This window comes from Nonlabens marinus S1-08, assembly GCF_000831385.1.
Lineage (GTDB): Bacteria > Bacteroidota > Bacteroidia > Flavobacteriales > Flavobacteriaceae > Nonlabens > Nonlabens marinus.
Genome location: NZ_AP014548.1, coordinates 1,479,779 through 1,499,884 on the forward strand (window position 1 = coordinate 1,479,779; position 20,106 = coordinate 1,499,884).

General features: G+C 39.6%; 14 protein-coding genes. 11 read left to right on the forward strand and 3 right to left on the reverse strand.

Annotated features, from left to right (window positions below; translation table 11 throughout):
* The 4 genes from NMS_RS06785 to NMS_RS06800 form a co-directional block, all read left to right on the forward strand.
* Positions 1-2,795 (forward strand): T9SS type B sorting domain-containing protein (locus NMS_RS06785; protein WP_052476794.1); only part of this gene is annotated, 2,795 nt, incomplete at its 5' end.
* A 32-nt stretch (positions 2,796-2,827) separates the two neighbouring features.
* Entirely contained in the window at positions 2,828-3,763 is a 936-nt protein-coding gene (locus NMS_RS06790; protein WP_084217634.1) for a PorP/SprF family type IX secretion system membrane protein, read from the forward strand.
* A 9-nt stretch (positions 3,764-3,772) separates the two neighbouring features.
* Positions 3,773-5,746 carry an OmpA family protein gene (locus tag NMS_RS06795; RefSeq protein WP_041496031.1) on the forward strand — a complete coding sequence of 658 codons (1,974 nt, stop codon included), beginning with the start codon at positions 3,773-3,775 and terminating at the stop codon, positions 5,744-5,746.
* A 130-nt stretch (positions 5,747-5,876) separates the two neighbouring features.
* Positions 5,877-8,690, forward strand: a complete 2,814-nt coding sequence (locus tag NMS_RS06800; RefSeq protein ID WP_041496032.1) for a M16 family metallopeptidase — start codon at positions 5,877-5,879, stop codon at positions 8,688-8,690.
* Positions 8,691-8,763: 73 nt separating this feature from the next.
* Here the strand turns inward: NMS_RS06800 and NMS_RS06805 are convergent, their stop codons facing one another.
* The 3 genes from NMS_RS06805 to NMS_RS06815 form a co-directional block, all read right to left on the reverse strand.
* Entirely contained in the window at positions 8,764-9,702 is a 939-nt protein-coding gene (locus NMS_RS06805) for a mevalonate kinase family protein (RefSeq protein ID WP_041496033.1), read from the reverse strand.
* Positions 9,703-9,711: 9 nt separating this feature from the next.
* A complete protein-coding gene (locus NMS_RS06810) occupies positions 9,712-10,770 on the reverse strand; it encodes a diphosphomevalonate/mevalonate 3,5-bisphosphate decarboxylase family protein (protein WP_052476804.1) in 1,059 nt (352 codons plus the stop codon).
* A 72-nt stretch (positions 10,771-10,842) separates the two neighbouring features.
* On the reverse strand, positions 10,843-12,096 hold the full coding sequence (locus tag NMS_RS06815; protein WP_041496034.1) for an ABC transporter permease: 1,254 nt from the start codon (positions 12,094-12,096) through the stop codon (positions 10,843-10,845).
* 159 nt (positions 12,097-12,255) lie between these two features.
* On the opposite strand from NMS_RS06815, the gene NMS_RS06820 reads away from it, so the two are divergent.
* From NMS_RS06820 to rodA, 7 genes are all read left to right on the forward strand, one after another.
* Entirely contained in the window at positions 12,256-12,810 is a 555-nt protein-coding gene (locus NMS_RS06820; RefSeq protein WP_041496035.1) for a hypothetical protein, read from the forward strand.
* Positions 12,811-12,926: 116 nt separating this feature from the next.
* Positions 12,927-14,474, forward strand: a complete 1,548-nt coding sequence (purH, locus tag NMS_RS06825) for a bifunctional phosphoribosylaminoimidazolecarboxamide formyltransferase/IMP cyclohydrolase (protein WP_173405820.1) — start codon at positions 12,927-12,929, stop codon at positions 14,472-14,474.
* 54 nt (positions 14,475-14,528) lie between these two features.
* Positions 14,529-15,560, forward strand: coding sequence for a rod shape-determining protein (locus NMS_RS06830; protein WP_041496037.1), 1,032 nt, complete (start codon positions 14,529-14,531; stop codon positions 15,558-15,560).
* A 6-nt stretch (positions 15,561-15,566) separates the two neighbouring features.
* Entirely contained in the window at positions 15,567-16,394 is an 828-nt protein-coding gene (gene mreC / locus NMS_RS06835; RefSeq protein ID WP_041496038.1) for a rod shape-determining protein MreC, read from the forward strand.
* A gap of 58 nt (positions 16,395-16,452) precedes the next feature.
* Positions 16,453-16,893: a hypothetical protein gene (locus NMS_RS06840; protein ID WP_231862368.1), complete on the forward strand. Its 441-nt coding sequence runs from the start codon at positions 16,453-16,455 to the stop codon at positions 16,891-16,893.
* Position 16,894: 1 nt separating this feature from the next.
* The gene (mrdA, locus tag NMS_RS06845) at positions 16,895-18,820 is read left to right on the forward strand and encodes a penicillin-binding protein 2 (RefSeq protein ID WP_052476805.1); all 1,926 of its coding nucleotides are present in this window, start codon (positions 16,895-16,897) and stop codon (positions 18,818-18,820) included.
* A complete protein-coding gene (gene rodA, locus NMS_RS06850) occupies positions 18,820-20,106 on the forward strand; it encodes a rod shape-determining protein RodA (RefSeq protein WP_041496040.1) in 1,287 nt (428 codons plus the stop codon). Before mrdA ends, rodA begins: the two co-directional genes overlap by 1 nt.

Consider the following 20,106-nt stretch of genomic DNA (forward strand, 5'->3'; position numbering starts at 1 on the left):
TGACAGATTTGCCTCAAGACCCTGGAAGTTTCAGTATTTTGAAAATAGCAGATCAGCAATTATTCACTCAAGCTGGAGATGTACTTACGTATACCATCACTGTTACAAATACAGGAGATGTGACTTTGACTAACTTAATACTGACTGATGCAAATGCAGATGCAGGAACTTTAATTCCTTCAAGCTTTGCCTCATTAGCACCAGGTCAAACTGTATCTGCAGTAGCGAGTAGAACGATAACGGCTCAAGACGTTGCTAATACGAGAGCCTTGAACTCTATTTTAGGTACAGCAACAAATCCTCAAGGTGATGATGTTACAGATATATCTGATGATCCAAACAATCTTGATGATGTAGATCAAGATGGAAATGGTGATCCAGATGATCCAACTATTGTCTATATAGATTCTGACGACGATGGAATACCAGATCCAATTGACCTAGATGATGATAATGATGGTATCACCGATGTAGTCGAGTTAGACGGAGCAGATCCAGACCTTGACAATGATCAAGATGGAGTTCCAGCTTATCTAGATGACGATGATAATGATTTCTTCGTAGATAACGCTGACGGATTAGTAGATCCAGCTTCAGATTTAGATAGCGATGGGATACCTAATCACTTAGATCTAGATGTTGATGATGACGGAATTTATGACGTAGTAGAAACTGGAAATAATGATCTAGATGCTGATGACGATGGTATGGTAGATGGTCCAGTAGGGGCAAATGGAATTCCAGATGCAGCTGAAGATGGTGGTGTAGATGGAGCGGGTGTAAGTACACCACCATTAGAATCTGACTTGGATTCAGATACATTACCTGACTATAAAGATCTTGATTCTGATGGGGATGGGATACCAGACAATGTGGAAGCTCAATCCTCTAATGGGTACATACTTCCTTCAGGAACAGATTCTGATCAGAATGGTGTAGATGATGCTTACGATACGAATGGTTCTCCAATTAATCCAGTAAATACAGAGGTTGATTTTGGGTATGCAAATCAAGACAGTCTTCCTGACTACTTGGATTTAGATTCCGATGGTGACAATGTTCCAGACTCTATAGAGGGCAGTGATTTCAATGCTGATGGTATAGCTGACATTACCCCTACAGGAAATGATATTGACAATGATGGTCTGGACGATGCGTTTGATGGGTCAATTGGAGACTTTGAAGATCCAAATGGACAGCTTGTCGACACTACACCGTTTGAGTTACCTAATCGCGATGGATTGAATGACAATCCGGACTTTAGAGATCAAGATGACGATGAGGATGGCTTGCTTACCTTTGAGCAAGGTGGTCCTAATAATGATCCTAATCAGGGTGAAGATGTAAATAATGATGGAGATCCTACAAATGATGACACAGATGGGGACGGCACTCCTAACTATCTTGATTCTTTAGATGATACCGCATTTTTTGATGAAGATGATGATAATGATGGTATTCCAGATATTGTAGAAGTTGGTTCCAATCCAGACATCGACAACGATGGTGATGGTGTACCAGCCTACTTAGATGATGATGACAACGACCCTCTAGTTGGTAACGATGATGGTGTAGTCAATCCGGAATTTGATACTGACGGTGATGGGATTTCAAATCACTTAGATCTAGATAGTGATGATGATGGTATCTATGATGTTAATGAAACTGGAAACAGTGCCCTTGACGCAGACAATGACGGTAGAGTAGATGGACCAGAAGGTGTGAACGGTATTCCAGATGCAGCGGAAGACGGTGGTATTGATGGAGCAGGTGTTTCAAACGCGCCTAGAGCTACTGACATTGATTCTAGACCTGATTATCTAGATCAAGATTCTGATAACGATGGTATCACAGACAACGTGGAGTCTCAAGACACATTTGGTTACATTGCACCATTAGGGGTAGACTCTGATAACAATGGTGTTGATGATGCCTATGATACCAATGGAAGCCCTATTGAAGAAGTTGACTTTGATGGAGATGGCATTCAAGATTATCTTGATGACGATTCTGATAATGACAATGTTCGTGATAGATTAGAAGGTCATGACTTCAACCACGATGGTGTAGCAGATGTGACACCTAGTGGAGCAGATGTAGATATCGATGGTCTTGATGATGCATTTGATGGGGATACCAGTGGATATGGAGATCCAGATGGATTAGATCTAGACGGAGATCCATCCCAACTTCCTGACCTTGATGGTACAGAGGATGTAGATTTTCGTGATGTAGATGATGATGGTGATACGGTTGATACCATCTATGAAGATTACGATGGCGATAATGACCCAACAGATCAAGATACAGACGGTGATGGTATTCCAGATTATCTAGATACGAACGATGATGGTGATCCATTTGATACTATCGATGAAGGTCCAGATCCAGATGGAGATCAAAACCCTAATACTGGAAACACTAGAGATACAGATGGCGATGGAATATTTGATTACCTTGAATTTGATGAAGAAATAGTTCAGGAATGTGGAGAACCACTTGTATTCAACGGGATTTCTCCTGATGGCGATACGAGAAATGACTTCCTAGTGATTGATCAAATTGAATGTTACCCAGATAATACTCTAGAGATTTACAACCGTTGGGGTGTGAAGGTTTATGATACCGATAACTATGGAGCTAATGGACAAGTGTTCCGTGGTATTTCTGAAGGTAGGATCACTATTCAACAAAATGAGGAATTACCAGTAGGAACCTACTATTACATCTTCAAGTATTTAGATCTTGAGGGTAATGGAAAGTCTAAAGCAGGTTATATCTACATTCAGAGATAGGAATTATGAAAGTTAATAATCACAAACAGAGAATGATGAAATTTTTAATTAGCATATTCCTTCTTCTAGTTGGACTTAGTGGAATGGCGCAGCAAGACGCTCAATACACGCAGTATATGTACAACACCATCGCGATAAACCCAGCTTATGCTGGGAATCGCGGGATGTTGAGCGCTGTCGCCTTGCACCGCAGCCAGTGGGTAGGATTAGAGGGAGCTCCTGAGACCCAAAGCTTAAGCGTTCATAGCCCAGTCGGTCTCGGAGCCTTAGGTTTAGGACTGTCAATAGTCAACGATAAAATTGGACCATCCAGCGAGACTTATTTTAATGGAGATATTAGTTACACCATACAAACTGGAATAGAGAGCAACTTAAGTTTTGGACTTAAATTAGGTGGTCATGTTCTAGATGTAAACTTTAATGAGTTGAACATTTTTGATCCTACAGATGGTGCATTTCAAGAAAATATTGACAACCGTTTTACTCCTAATATAGGTACGGGTGTGTATTTCCATTCAGATAAGTTCTATGCAGGTTTAAGTGCTCCCAATTTATTGAGAAACGAGCATTTTGAACCTTCAAATAATGACAACAGACAGTCATTTGTTGCAGCGGAGCGAATTCATTACTACTTTACAAGTGGTTATGTTTTTGACGTCAACCCATCATTAAAATTTAAGCCTAGTACCATGATCAAAGCTGTTTCAGGTGCACCTTTACAAGTAGACGTGTCTGCTAACTTTTTGATTAGTGAGAAGCTTACTCTAGGTGCTGCATATAGATTAGACGCAGCAGTTAGTGGAATGTTAGCTTATCAAGTTAGCGATCAATTTTTAGTTGGACTGGCATACGATAGAGACACCACAGAATTAGGAAACACCCAGTACCAAGATGGTAGTTTTGAGGTCTTTCTAAGATTTGAAATGTTTAAATCTTACGATCGTATGTTGACTCCTCGATTCTTCTAAACTTTAGATATGAAAAATTACACCAAAAATATATTACTTGTAGGAATGCTAATGGTTTTAGCTTTCGCTAAAGCGCAAACAACAAAACCCATACCTAATCGAGCAGAAAAGACTTATGAGAAGTTCGCCTTTATAGATTCTAGACAAATCCTGGAGCGTATGGCAGATCGTGGTTACAAAAGCGTAGAGATATTCTCTAAACTAGGAGACACCTATTATTTCAATAACGATTATAAAAATGCGTTGAAATGGTATGAAGAGTTGTTCAAGTTAGAGAATGAGTCCATTCCTACAGAGTATTACTTTAGATATGCTCAAGCCTTAAAAAGTGATAGGCAATATGCAAAAGCAGACTTGTTGTTGAAAAACTTCAAAATGAAGAGAGGTTCACTGGATTCTAGGTTGAAAAACTTAGTGAACAACCCTGATTATTTAGATAAGATAGATTATCAAAAAGGAAGATTTGATATTGAATCAGTTTCTATAAATACAAGCTACCAAGAATTTGGTAGTGCATTTTATGGTCCTAAACAAGTCGTTTTTGCTAGTGCAAGAGATTCTGGAGTGTTCAGAAAGAGAAGACACTCATGGAATAATATGCCGTTTTTAGATTTGTATGTAGCAGATAGGGCTGAGGATGGTTCGTTAACTAATGCGAGAACATTTGATGATCGCATCAATAGCATCTTTCACGAGAGCACCCCAACTTTCAGTGCAGATCTTAACACAGTTTACTTTACCAGAAACAACTATGAGAACAAAGATTTAAGACGCGATAAAAATCGCATCAATAATCTACAAATTTTCAAGTCTGTAAAAGTTGAAGGAGAGTGGAGTGAGCCGCAAATTGTTAGTTTTTCAGAAGATAGTTACAGCACAACGCATCCTGCATTGACGCCAGATGGGAAGTACTTATATTTTGCAAGCAACATGCCTGGAACTATGGGAGATGATAAAAGATTTCAACAAACAGACATATGGAGAGTCGCTGTTTTTGAAAATGGAGAGTTTGGTGAGGCAGAGAATATGAGCGTGATTAATACAGAGGGTCGTGAAAGTTATCCCTTTGTAAGTGAAAGTGGAAATCTATATTTTGCAAGTAATGGGCTCCAGAGTTTAGGTGGTTTAGATATCTATGTGTCTAAAATTAATAAGAATGGATCTCTAGATAGGCCCGTCAATATTGGAGAGTCCATCAATAGTGTGGATGATGATTTCGCATTTATTATTGATGAAAGTTTGAAGCAAGGCTATTTCAGTAGTAATAGAAATGGTGGTACAGATGACAACATTTATAAATTTGATCAAATTGAGGATCTTAAGGAAATCTGTGAACAAGTAGTAAGTGGAGTAATCACTGATCAAATAACCAATCAAATATTAGAATCTGCTAGAATTACCCTTATTGATGATTCGAACAATATACTGGTAGTAACCAATTCAAATGCAAAAGGTAGATATGCCATTGAATTGGAATGCGACAAGACATACTTCATTCGTGCGGAAAAAATGGGTTACAATACGGCAGAAGAAATAATCAACACACCATCAGTAAAAGGAGAACTGGTTTTAGATATCGAATTAGAACCACAATCTGTTAAAGGAGGAGTTGGCGATGACCTCGCAATATTACTGAATTTGAACCCGATCTATTTTGACTTTGACAGATCATTTATACGTGAGGATGCGGAGTTGGAGTTACAAAAAGTTCTTGCCGTTCTAGAGGATAACCCAACCATGATTATCGATATCAGGTCACATACAGATAGCAGAGGAACTGAAGAATACAATGAACGCTTATCCAGTCGCCGTGCGGCTAGCACGAGAAACTACTTGATCAATAAGGGGATCGATCCTTCAAGGTTGACCTCTAAGGGTTATGGAGAAAGCGAGCTAGTCAATGAATGTTCAGACGGTGTTTCGTGTAGTGAGGAACAGCACCAGTTGAACCGTCGTTCTGAGTTTATAATTACCTCGATGTAGTGTAAAGTTCGCTTTCGCGAAAGCGAACATACCTTCACATTTAAAAAATAGAATAGCCGCTTTACAATAAGCGGCTTTTTTATAACTAAGCACCTATAGCTTATTTTTACCTGCCTTAAATAATATCGTTATGAACTTAAAATTAACCTGCAGCTTCATTCTATTTTTAGTATTCACGGGCTTGAATATAATGGCGCAGCAACCATCTAGCTCTTTTGAAATTAACTTTGAACGATATGAATTAGACAATGGCTTAACCGTTTTGCTGCATGAGGATCATTCAGACCCAGTGGTTGGAGTCGCATTGACAGCCCATGTAGGTTCAGCAAGAGAAAAGGAAGGACGTACTGGATTTGCCCATTTATTTGAGCATTTGTTATTCTTAGAATCTGAAAACCTGGGAAAAGGTGGCTTAGACGCTATGAGCGCTAGAATAGGAGGTTCTGGAGCTAATGGATCCACAAATCGAGACCGTACCAATTATTTTCAAACGGTGCCTAGTGACGCCCTTGAAAAAATGATTTGGGCAGAAGCTGATAAACTGGGCTACTTCATCAACACGGTAACTGAACCCGTACTAGCTAAAGAAAAGCAAGTCGTAAAAAACGAGAAACGACAAGCAGTCGATAATCGTCCATATGGACACGATAATTATGTGATCGGTAAAAACCTCTATCCTGTAGGACATCCTTACAATTGGCAAGTGATTGGATCACTAGAAGATCTTCAAAATGCTACCGTGGACGATGTCAAAGAGTTCTATAAAAAATGGTACACGCCTAATAATACAGTATTAACCATTGCTGGTGATTTTAACCCTAGAGAGGCAAAACAATGGATTGAAAAATACTTTGCAGAAATTCCCTCAGGTGCTCCAGTTGCTGCATTACAAAAACAACCGGTTCAAATTCCAGTCAGTAAGCGATTGTATTATGAGGACAACTTTGCAGCTTTACCGCAATTAAGTATGGTATGGCCAGGAGTTCCACTTTACGACAAGGACAGCTATGCGCTGGGTGTTCTATCAACCTATTTGAGTTCTGGGAAATCAGCACCGCTTAATAAAGTGATTGTTGACAGCTTAAAGTTGGCAAGCAGGGTTTCCATGAGTGATCAAAACGCAGAGCTTGCAGGCGAGATCAATATTGCAGTTCGTGCCTACGACGGTGTTGATTTAAACAAAGTACAGGATGCGATTTATTTAGGTCTCGCCGATTTTGAGAAAAACGGAATTTCCAAAGATGATTTAGACCGCATCAAAGCACAACAAGAAACTAGATTCTATCGTGGTCTTTCCAGCGTTTTAGGAAAAGGTTTTCAATTAGCCCAATACGAAATATTTGCTGGAGGGGCTGATTACATCAATCAAGATCTCGAACGAATTCAACAAGTGACAGCGGAAGATGTTATGGACGTTTACGAGAGGTATATCAAGAACAAAAACTATATAGCTACCAGCTTTGTTCCAAAAGGAGCTGCAGAACTCGCTTTAGAAAATTCAGATCTTGCCCAGGTGGTAGAGGAACAGATTGAAAATAACGTGGATGCAGATGTGGACCCAAATGTAATCGCTACTTATGAACGCACGCCTTCTAGTTTTGATAGATCAGTAGAGCCAGAATATGGACCTTCACTGGAGCTTAAGATTCCTGAAGTTTGGAAAACAACTCTTTCTAATGGAATTAATGTTTACGGAATCACGACTAGCGAAGTTCCATTAGTTAATATCGATTTAGAAATCAAAGGAGGTTTACTGTTGGAAAATCCAAATAAGATTGGCGTTTCAAACTTATTGTCCAGAATGTTGTTGAAAGGGACTAAGGATAGAACCACAGAAGAACTGGAGCAAGCTATTGATGATTTAGGCGCTTCTGTTTTCGTGTCTGCCAGTGATCAAGGCATCAGTCTTAATGCTACTGTATTAAAGCGCAATTATGAGGCATTAATGAATTTGATCTCTGAGATCCTATTAGAACCTAGATGGGACGATGAGGAGTTTGAGCTGCTGAAGCAAAGTGTGGCGAGCCAATTAACTCAGCAACAATCAGATCCTAATAGCATTGCGTCAAATGAGTTTTCTAAGTTGATCTATGGGAAAGATCACATTCTGGCACAAAACAATTTGGGTACTAATAGTTCCATAGAAAACATCACCATAAAGGACCTGAAAAAATATTACACTAATTATGTAGCGCCTGGTTTGAGTAGTTACAGAGTAGTAGGTGCTGTTGATGAAAAAGAAGTAACTACTGCTTTGCAACAATTAGAAAAACTGTGGAAACCAAAATCGGTAAACTTCCCTAAATTATCGGCTATACCTGTGTTGGAAGAATCAAAGATCTATTTCTATGATGTGCCAGGAGCTAAGCAGTCTGTGTTGAGATTTGGGTATCCTGCACTAGCATATACAGATACAGATTTCTACCCAGTTCAAATAATGAATTACCGATTAGGTGGTGGTGGATTTGCCTCTCAACTAACACAAGAATTGAGAGAAGGAAAAGGGTACACCTATGGAATCCGATCTGGTTTTTCTGGAAGTGAATTCACAGGTCCATTTTCAGTGTCAAGTGGTGTGCGCTCTAATGTTACCTTAGAATCATCCCAATTGATCAAAGAGATCTTGGAAAATTACGGAGATTCATTCAGTCCAGAAGACCTTGCCATTACTAAAAGCTTTTTAGTGAAATCAAAAGCACTTGCATTTGAAACAGATCAAGCTAAATTAGGCATGCTGACAGTCATCGATAAATACGACCAACCTGTTGATTTTGCTTTAGAACAACAAGAACTAGTTGAAGAAATGACAGTGGAACAAATTAAGGAACTTGCCCGCAAATACATCATTCCAGGACAAATGTATTATTTGATCGTTGGTGATGCTGCTACCCAGCTGGAGCGTATGAAAGAACTGGGATACGGTGAGCCTATTAGGTTGAACTAAGCGACGAGTATAAATAATAAAAGCTCCTAGATGCAGGCATCTAGGAGCTTTTTATATAACTTATAATCGTGTCTTAAAAGTTGTAAACCACCTCTAGTTTATAGCCTTTTAAGGCTTTTTCTGCCTTTTCAAGATCCTCCGTAAACCCTAGGATGTATCCGCCGCCACCAGATCCACAAAGTTTCAGGTAATAATCTCCAGAGTCCAACCCTTTTTTCCACAGGTCGTGAAATTGCTGCGGGATCATAGGCTTAAAATTGTCTAGTACTGTTCCAGAAAGCTTCTTCACATTTCCAAAAAGTCCCTTCACGTTTCCACTTAAGAAATCTTCAACGCAAAGATCTGTGTACTTCACAAACTGTTCTTTCAACATTTTGCGGAATCCTTCTTTTTTCATGCTTTCCATAAAAATATTGACCATAGGAGCAGTTTCTCCTACCATACCAGAATCTAAAAGGAAAACAGCACCGCTACCGGTTGCCAGTTGAGAAGGAATGCCCGCAGGTTCAATATCCTCACGGCTATTGATGAGTATAGGTAGACTTAAATAACTATTTAAAGGATCTAATCCAGAACTTTTCCCGTGAAAGAAACTCTCTATTTTTCCAAAAATATCTTTTAGGATCAATAGTTTTTCTCGCGTCAAGTTTTCTAGTACAGTGATTTTATCAGTAGCATACTTATCATAGATAGAAGCAACTAGAGCGCCACTGCTTCCAACTCCATACCCTTGGGGTATGCTAGAGTCAAAATACATGCCTGCCTCAATATCAGCTCGCATAGCGGCGATATCAAAAGGCGGGAAATCTATGTCGTGACTCGTTAACTCTTCAATGTGATTTGCAAGACGAGCAAGACTTCTATTGGAAGCCAATGCTTTTTCGTCAGGTTGATCAGCGATTTTAAGGGCGCCTTTATAAAAATTATAGGGAATAGAAAGCCCTTTGGAATCTTTAATAATCCCGTATTCTCCGAAGAGAAGAATCTTAGAATAAAATAATGGTCCTTTCATAGATAGGGTCTAGACTGCTGTGGCACCACTGCCTATAGCATCGCAAATATACTGTTCATTTTGACAATATTGGGCTAATTTACTCTTAATCAATTGCTCAACTGTATCCTTATGTGCTGCTGGATAGAGCATGTGCACGTTAGCGCCTGCATCTAGCGTAAAGCAAACAGGAACGCCAGTTTCCTTACGATAAGCCCAGATTTCCTCGATAATCGACAAGGTGTTAGGTTTCATGAGGATAAAATAGGGATGCGATGTCATCATCATGGCATGTAATGTTAGTGCCTCACTTTCCGTAATTTTTATAAAACCGTCAAGATCCCCAGTGTAAAGGCACTCTTTAATGGCTGTTAAATTGCTATGGGCTTGATGAAATCTCGCTTTCGCGAAAGCGTGCTCATTCATAAGTTCATGGCCTACGGTCGAGCTTACCGTTTTCTCTCCCTTATCCACTAGCAAGATGGTGTCTTGATAATCTTGAAAAACAGCATGTAATGACTGGCTGACATCAACGCCAAAGAGGTCTGAGCTTCCAGAAGTTTCATCATGAGAACCCCAAACCACAAGTTTCCCTTCTAAACTACGGCAAGCACTCCCAGAGCCTAACCTCGCCAGAAAACTTGCTTTTTTCAAATCTATATCAGTTCCAGTGAGCTGGGATTCTAAATCGACGATACAAGAGGATAATGCGGCCATACTACTGGCACTACTGGCAATACCGCTGCTGTGTGGAAAAGTGTTTGTAGTTTCTATTGTAAAATAATACTCCTTGATCCAAGGGGAATAGGAAATAATGCGTTTGAAATAAGACTCAATTTTAGGAGCAAATGAAGGTTTGAGCTTACCGTCCAACTTTATTTCAAAACCATGTTTTACTGCTTTAATAGCGGTCAATGTAGTTATTGTTTTACAATCGCTGAGCGTGAAACTAATAGACGGGTTTGCAGGTAATTGTACACCGTGTTTTCCCCAGTATTTGACTAGAGCAATGTTAGATGGTGCCTGCCATGAAGCTGAAAGTTGATCAACTAGTGTTACAGGTTCGTGGAGTATAAATTGATCTTCCAAAGAATTGTAAAGTTTAGAACAAATATAAAGCTTCGGGAGTTGTGTGAAAGGCCGTTTTTATATCAAGGGCTACTACATTCCTGTACGTATGGCCTCAACAGGATCCAGTCGTGCAGCAACAAAAGCTGGGATGACACCAGCTATCAGACCGATTATAGCAGAAATGCTTGTGCCTAAAATGATATTTTTAAGCGAAAGAATAAATTCAAAATCGTCAACAGCAAGGTTGGCCCCAAGGGTAGCAAGCCAGACAAAAAACAATCCAAACAAACCTCCAAAAATGGCAAGTATTACAGATTCAAATAAAAACTGAGAAAGTATAAAACGACTTTTGGCACCCAGAGATTTTTGAATCCCAATAAGGTTCGTGCGTTCTTTTACACTTACAAACATGATGTTAGCAATCCCAAAACCGCCTACCAGCATTGAAAACCCAGAGATTATCACGCCTATAAGAGTCATTACACCTGTAACTTGATCTAAAAAGTCAGCAAATCCTTTTAACGGATTGATAAAAAAGGTGCTCAAATCGTCGCCTTTTAAACCTCGAGAGTTGCGCAGTCGTTGCTCTACTGTAGCCATGAATTCATCAAGATCCACTCCTGCTTTGGGTTTCATTATAAGAGCCGTGGTGGTGTTTTTATTAGTGTCACTGTAGATACGTCTCACAAAATTCACAGGGATAAATGCAGATTCATCTTTACTAGGACCGAATGCACCAGCACCTTCTTTTTCTAAAACTCCAATCACTGTGAATTTGTTCCCATATAAACGTATTCGTTTTCCTATAGGGTTTGTGTTATCAAATAGACTCTGTGCTATTTCGTAACCTAAAACGACAACTGGAGAACCGCTTACATCTTCAGAATCATTGAAAAAACGCCCGTCGGTTAATTTTAAGTTTTCTAATTGATAGAAATCGCTAGTATGTGGTTGAATCCCGACTCCAGTAACTGTCTTGTCTTCAAACTTTATATTTTCAGGTGCGGTGAAAAAAGTGTAGGTGATAGCATCTAGGTTTGGGACACTGCGTTTGAGCATTAGGTATTCTTCATAGCTCACATTTGGGAAATTTTGATACTGATAGGGTTCTAATTCGGTAGGTCCAAAAGATCTATTGAGTACGTAAATTGTAGAAATATCTAGGGAACTTAACCCGTCTTTGATCTCATTTTCTAGTGAGTCAATAGCGGCCAAAACGCCAATGATCGCAAATATTCCAATGGTAACGCCTAGTAACGAAAGGAAAGTTCTTAATAGATTGGTACGTAATGCATTGAGCGCGAAGAAGAAACTCTCCTTAAGAACTCTTAGATAGATAAGCATACGTACTAAATTTTAATTTTATCGAGATTTACAATGGTTAGACCAACCGATTCAAAGAATGTTACAATTAATGGTTAAAAATACAGTAGCTTATTGTGAGTTCTACCTTATTTGGAGTTATTATCAAATATGTTGCATTTTTGAAATAAAAATATTCTTATGAAAATTGTCAATTTTTTAAGGCTTTTTGGTATTTGCCTCTTCAGTCTATATATAGTTTCTTGTGAAGACGATGTTGAGGATTTTGAACCTGTCTCTATAAATCCACCAGCAATTAATTCAGATTCTAACTTTGCCATCAATCGCACCTCTTATAATTTGAAGGCGGCTTTAGGAAATCAAGTTACCGTTGATGGAACTGAAGGGTATCAATTTGTTTTTATAGGCAATGGTCTGACCGCAATAAATGGAGTAATAGAAGGTAGGGGGGCGATTGTTCAATTAGTATTGTTTAAGAATGACAACCCTAGAGAGGTTTCTGGTACTTATTTGATCCGAGATAATGAGGCTAACCTTACCGCGCAACTTGCCTATTCTTTAGAATTTGATCCGTCTGTAGCGGGTGATGCAGATGATCAACTTGCTAGCGGTACTGTAGTAGTAGAGGAGCTGGCAAATAATCAAATCAGGATGACAATCAGCGACGCAGTAACTACAACTGGGATGCAAGATTTCACCCTGTTCTTTGAAGGTGGTGTTTTAGTGTTGAACTAAACATTCATTTTGTTGATCGATGGTTCAAAACCAATTAAAGCTTCTAGTGTCAAAAAACAGCTTTGGTGAGGCTTTGCTTTATTTTTGCATTTTAGATTCTAACCTACCTTTTTATCATGAGCCAAATCAAAGCACAAAGCGCCTTAATTTCCGTATTTCATAAAGATGGGCTTGCTCCCATTGTTAGAAAAATGAAAGACTTGGGAATCACTATTTATTCCACTGGTGGAACTGAGAAATTCATTAAAGAACTTGATGTGCCCGTTGTGCCTGTAGAAGACGTAACCTCGTACCCGTCAATTTTAGGTGGTCGTGTGAAGACACTGCACCCTAAAATCTTTGGAGGAATTCTCAACCGTCGCGATCATGAAACAGATCCAGCTCAATTGGCAGAATTTGATATCCCGCAAATCGATATAGTTATTGTAGATCTGTATCCTTTTGAAGATACCGTGGCGAGTGGCGCAAGTGAGCAAGACATCATTGAGAAAATAGACATAGGCGGTATCTCATTGATAAGGGCAGCTGCTAAAAATTTCAAAGACACTTTGTGTATTGCGACCATGCAAGATTATGCAGAGCTTTTAGAGGTTTTAGAATCAGGAAATGGGTCAACGACACTAGAGCAACGCAAGAAATTTGCTACCACTGCATTTAACGTCTCTTCGCATTACGATAGCGCCATCTATAATTACTATGCAGGCGACGATCTAGAGAAATCCTTAAAGGTGAGTGAGCAACACGTGATGCCATTGCGCTATGGAGAAAATCCACACCAGCGCGGGTGGTTCTTCGGTAATTTTGATGAGATGTTTGTCAAACATCACGGTAAGGAGTTGTCTTATAATAATTTACTAGATGTTGATGCGGCAGTAAACCTAATGAGCGAATTTGTAGATGACATGCCTACCTTTGCCATATTTAAGCACAACAACGCCTGTGGCATCGCACAGCGGGAAAGTATACATGATGCATATGTTGACGCCTTAGCTGGCGATCCGGTTTCTGCTTTTGGGGGTATTTTAATTGCTAATAAAGAAATTGATGTGCCTACCGCTGAAAAAATCAATGAATTATTCTGTGAGGTGGTCATCGCTCCTTCCTTTGATAGCGCTGCACTAGAGATTCTTAAAAGCAAGAAAAATAGAATCATGCTGGAACTTGTTGAAGGTGCGCTTTCGCGAAAGCGAGATACCAACAAACTCGAGGTGCGAGCATCATTAAACGGTTATTTAGTACAAGATGCTAACTTGAAAACCGATACGAAAGAGAGTTTTAAGGAAGCGACAGATAAAAAACCTACCAATTCCCAAGTGGAAGATTTATTGTTTGCTTCAAAAATATGCAAGCATACCAAGTCAAACACTATCGTTCTAGCAAAGGGTAAGCAGCTCTGCGCTAGTGGTACTGGGCAAACCTCTAGAGTTGACGCTTTAAATCAAGCCATTCATAAAGCAAAATCCTTCAATTTTGACCTTGATGGAGCTGTTATGGCAAGTGATGCTTTTTTTCCATTTCCCGATTGTGTGGAAATTGCGGATAATGCAGGAATAACAGCTGTTATACAGCCAGGAGGCTCGATCAAAGACCAACTTTCTATTGACTATTGCAATAAAAACGATATTGCTATGGTTTTTACTGGTACAAGGCATTTTAAACACTAGAAATGTGGTAGTTTTGCAAAGCCCTAATAACTAACGTTTTTCCACTTCATTCTTATGGGATTTTTTGATTTTCTCACAGAAGATATTGCCATCGATCTAGGTACGGCAAATACATTAATCGTCCACAACGGTAAAGTTGTCGTAGACAGCCCGTCTATTGTGGCCAGAGATCGAACAACAGGAAAGATTATCGCTGTGGGTAAGGAAGCTGCAATGATGCAGGGGAAAACTCATGAAAACATCAAAACCATCCGTCCATTGAAGGATGGAGTTATTGCAGATTTTGATGCAAGTGAGAAAATGATCTCTATGTTTATTAGAGAAATTCCAGCACTTAAGAAAAAGCTGTTCACACCATCATTACGTATGGTCATCTGTATACCTTCAGGTATTACTGAGGTAGAGATGAGAGCGGTAAAGGATAGTGCGGAGCGAGTAAACGGTAAGGAAGTGTATCTGATCCATGAACCTATGGCAGCAGCCATCGGTATTGGTATTGACATCATGCAACCTAAAGGGAACATGATTGTAGATATAGGTGGAGGAACTACTGAAATCGCAGTTATAGCTTTAGGAGGTATAGTTTGTGACAAATCTGTAAAGATTGCCGGTGACGTTTTCACTAACGATATCGTTTATTATATGCGTACCCAGCACAACCTTTATGTGGGGGAGCGCACTGCTGAAAAAATTAAGATTCAAATAGGCGCCGCGACTGAAGATCTAGAAGTGCCGCCAGAAGAGATGAACGTTCAAGGACGTGATTTGTTGACTGGAAAGCCTAAAGAGGTAAAAATTGGTTATCGCGAGATTGCAAAAGCACTAGATAAATCCATTTTACGTGTGGAAGATGCGGTAATGGAAACATTATCTCAAACTCCTCCAGAACTAGCAGCTGATATTTATAATACAGGTATCTACCTAGCCGGTGGTGGTTCTATGTTACGTGGACTCGACAAACGCTTGTCTCAAAAAACAGATCTTCCCGTTTACATCGCTGAAGATCCATTAAGAGCAGTAGTAAGAGGTACTGGTTTGACTCTTAAAAATTTGGAGAAATACAAAAGCGTATTAGCTAACAAGTAATAGAGAATGCAACATATCATCAATTTTCTGATCAAGTACAGAAATTTGCTGTTGTACCTAGTCTTGTTCTCAGTAGCGATGGTATTTACTATTCAATCTCATGAATACCATAGGACTACCTTCATTCATTCCACAGGTAATGTTACCGGAGAGATTTTAGAAACTCGCAAAGACATTTATGAGTATTTTGATCTGGACCAGCAAAATCAATATTTGAGTGAGGAGAATGCTAGATTGCGCATGCGGTTATTAGCATTAGGAGACACCCTTCTAGGAGGTGAATCTACTTTGATATTTTCAGACAGTTTACCTTACCGCGTGATTCCGTCGCGTGTTATTAAAAACGCTTATGATAAGTTAGATAACTTCATTACACTGGATATAGGTAGTAAACGAGGTGTTGAGCCAGATATGGGAGTAATTACAAGCAATGGTCTGGTAGGGATCGTTGATGTAACCTCTGCAGATTTTTCAAGAGTCATTTCCATATTAAATTCTGAGATCTCTTTGAATGCGCAAATTAAAGGAACATCGACAATTGGGTCTTTGACCTGGGATGGTACTGATCCTTATACAATGAGTTTGATAGATGTTCCTAGATTAGCTCGTGTAAAAAAAGGAGATACTATAATTACTGGGCAGCAGTCCACAACCTTTCCAGCCGATGTTCAAATAGGAGTAGTAGAAAATGCGGTACTGACAGACAATGGGTCGAGGTACGATATACAAGTAAGACTTTTTAATGACATGACAGACTTAGGCTATGTTTATGTTATCAAAAAGAGAGATAAGGAAGCCATTCAAATCATCGATACCCTGCAGGTAAATGAATAACGATGTTTTTAAAATAGCGTTCAGGTTTATAGGATTATTGGTACTTCAGATCTTTTTGATGGATCAAATCAACTTTTTGGGATATATCAATCCTATGATTTATGTGTTATTCATCTTCTTGTACCCATTTGAGAATAACCGCTTACTGTTTTTAGTGCTTTCCTTTGGTTTAGGCCTGATTTTGGATACATTTCAAGATACGGGTGGTGCTCACGCAGCAGCTTGTGTAACCTTAACCATTGTAAGGCCTTACTTGTTGAAACTTGTTTATGGTGAGAGTTATAAAATGAAGAATATCAAAGTGTTGACTACTGGTGTAGATAGGATTTTCTTATTGTTATTGTTGTGCGTGTTTATTCATCATTTGGTGTTTTATACTCTAGTAATTTTTAACATGTCACAGATACTCCAGCTTCTAAAAATGACGTTGAGTGTGGGAATAGCAAGTATTGTGGTAAGTATGACTGTGTTATTATTAATTAAACCTAGAAGATCTTAATATGAAGAAGTTACTTCTCCTGTTTTTTGTGAGCATTACGGGTCTCATTTTCTTGGGTAGGTTGGTGTATTTACAGATTTTTAATGACGAACTAAAACTCAAATCAGAATTGAACGCCGTTAAGACGGTTTTTGATTATCCAGAACGTGGTTTCATTTATGACCGTAACGGTCAGTTGATGGTTGCAAATCAAACCGCATATGACGTTATGGTCGTTCCAAGAGAGGTAAAAGCATTTGACACACTTGAGTTGTGCGGTTTGTTACAAATGGACAAGGCAGATTTGATCAAACAAATTGAGAAAGCAAAAAACTGGTCTTGGCGCAAGCCTAGTGTTGTAATGCCTCAACTTACCCAAATGGAATATGCTCCACTTCAAGAAAAATTACGCAAGTTTCCTGGTTTCTATACACAGCGCAGATCGTTGCGTAAATACCTAGTGGATCACAGCGCTAATGTATTAGGGTACATTCGAGAAGTGAATCAAGCTGTTATTGATGTAGATGAATCCTATGAAATGGGAGATCTTATAGGTAAAAGCGGTATTGAGTCTCAATATGAAAAAGAACTGCGTGGTAAGAAGGGAGTAAAAAGATTTTTGAGAGATAATTTCGGTAGGCCAATTGCTTCTTATGAAAATGGAAGGTTTGATACGATCCCAAAAGCGGGTGCAAACCTTACGGTTACCTTAGATAGCAAATTGCAGGAATACGGTCAGCAACTCATGGAAAATAAACGCGGCGGTATTGTTGCGATAGAGCCTAAAACAGGAGAAATTCTAAGTTTGATCTCCGCACCGTTTTATGACCCAAGTGTCACCATGGGACGGGAACGTTCTAAAAACATTAACGCGCTCATTAGAGACACGATACAAATGCCTACCTACAACAGAGCGTTACAGGCAGAGTATGCGCCAGGGTCACCATTTAAGGTGTTGGGAGCACTTATTGGGCTACAGGAAAATGCAATTACGGTAAACGATAGATTTTATTGCAATCATGGCTATAATTATGGAGGTCGCAAAAAACTAGGCTGTCACAGCCATTCCAGCCCATTGTCCATGGAAAGAGGAATCGCCGAGTCCTGCAATGCTTATTTTGCACAAGTATATAGGAAGATCATTGAAGGGCAAAAAAATAGCCACGTGGGAATGGACGTTTGGAATAAGCACGTGACCTCTTTTGGATTAGGAAACTTTTTAGGTTACGATTTACCAGTAGGAAGAAAGGGACGCGTTCCAGATAGTGATTATTATGATAAGGTTTACCCTAGTGGCAATTGGTATGCTACGACCACTATTTCTAATAGCATAGGACAAGGCGAGGTAGTAGCCACACCTATACAGTTGGCGAATATGACTGCAGCCATCGCTAATCGCGGTTATTTTTATACTCCTCATATTCTAAAAGAAAAGGATGGAGTGCCTATCCAAGAAGATAAGTATACTACGAAGAGATTTACGACCATAGATGCAAAACACTTTGAGCCGGTAATCGAGGGGATGAATCAGGTTTACAAAACGGGTACAGCCTCCAGCGTTCAAATTCCTGGAATAGAAATATGTGGTAAAACTGGAACGGCAGAGAATTTTGCTAAAATCAATGGCGTTACTACACAACTAACTGACCACAGTGTGTTTATCGCATTTGCACCTAAAGACGATCCTAAAATTGCTATTGCTGTATTTATTGAAAACGGATATTGGGGTTCCCGCTATGCAGCAAAAATTGCCAGTCTTATGATTGAAAAACATTTGAAAGGCGAAATCACTAGAACTGATTTAGAAGATTGGGTATTAAACCATACACTGGAAGAAGAGTATGCTAAACCCTACAGTGGTAAACCCTTTCAAATCAATGGACCACCTGTGCAAATCCCAGGCCCACCAGTATCTATCCAACGACCCAACTCAGAAAATAAGTTTTAGTGCTCAACAGTGCCATAGGCGACAAGCCTAAATTTGACGTCAGCATCATCTTGATCTATCTCGCGCTAGTGTTGATAGGTTGGGTAAGTATTTACAGCGCAGCACCAGTTGAAGCTCACGGCTCTATTTTTGACATAGATGAGGTTTACGGAAAACAGTTTCTATGGATCATCCTCGCCATAGCCTTGATTGTTCTCATTTTTGCGATAGAAGTCAAGTTTTTTGAACGTTTTGCTGGGGTAATTTATGTTGTTTCCTTGTTATCACTGGCTGGTTTGTTCGTTTTTGGAAAAGAAATTTCAGGTGCAACCTCTTGGTACGGTATCGGTTCAATGAGCTTGCAGCCCAGTGAGTTTGCTAAATTTGCGACGGCATTAGCATTAGCTAAGTACTTGAGTCAATTGGATATCTCGGTTAGAGATATCAAGCATCTCTTCATTGCTGGAGGGATCGTGTTATTACCTGCAATTTTAATCGTCCCGCAGCCAGATCCAGGAAGTGCATTAGTTTATGGCGCTTTCTTTTTTGCACTGCACAGGGAAGGATTATCACTTTGGTTCTTGTTGTTAGCGATTATCGCATTGGTGTTATTCATCGGTTCCCTGTTGGTAGGTCCATGGTGGATGGCGGCGATCAGCCTTGTAGTAGTAGGGGTAATATTTTCGCTTTCGCGAAAGCGACACAAAAATAGAAGAGGTTCTAAACCACAAGTGTCTTGGTTTGCAGCTGTCTTAATTGCCTGTATTGCGTTTGCTTTTACTGCAGATTTCATTTTTGAAAACGTCTTTCAAGAACGTCACAGAAACCGTATTAACATTGTGCTAGGAAGGCTAGATGACAGTCAAGGAGTGCAGTACAATATCATCCAAAGCGAGATTGCCATTGGCAGCGGTGGTCTTTCTGGTAAGGGCCTGCTTAAGGGAACTCAGACTCAGGGTGGTTTTGTTCCAGAGCAGCACACAGATTTTATTTTCTCTGCGATAGGAGAGGAGTTTGGTCTGCTAGGGGCAGGTGCTGTCGTGGTGTTATTTGTTTTACTCATCTACCGACTGGTCATCATGGCTGAGCGCCAGCGCAATCAGTTTTCTCGTATTTACGGTTATGGGGTCGCAGGAATCTTCTTTGTCCACTTCTTTGTAAACGTGGGTATGGTGTTAGGCTTACTGCCTACCGTCGGTATTCCTTTACCCTTTATGAGTTATGGAGGTAGTGGCTTGTGGGGCTTTACAGTGCTGCTGTTTATTTTTGTAAAGCTAGACGCTCATAGGATGAGTTATCAGCATTAG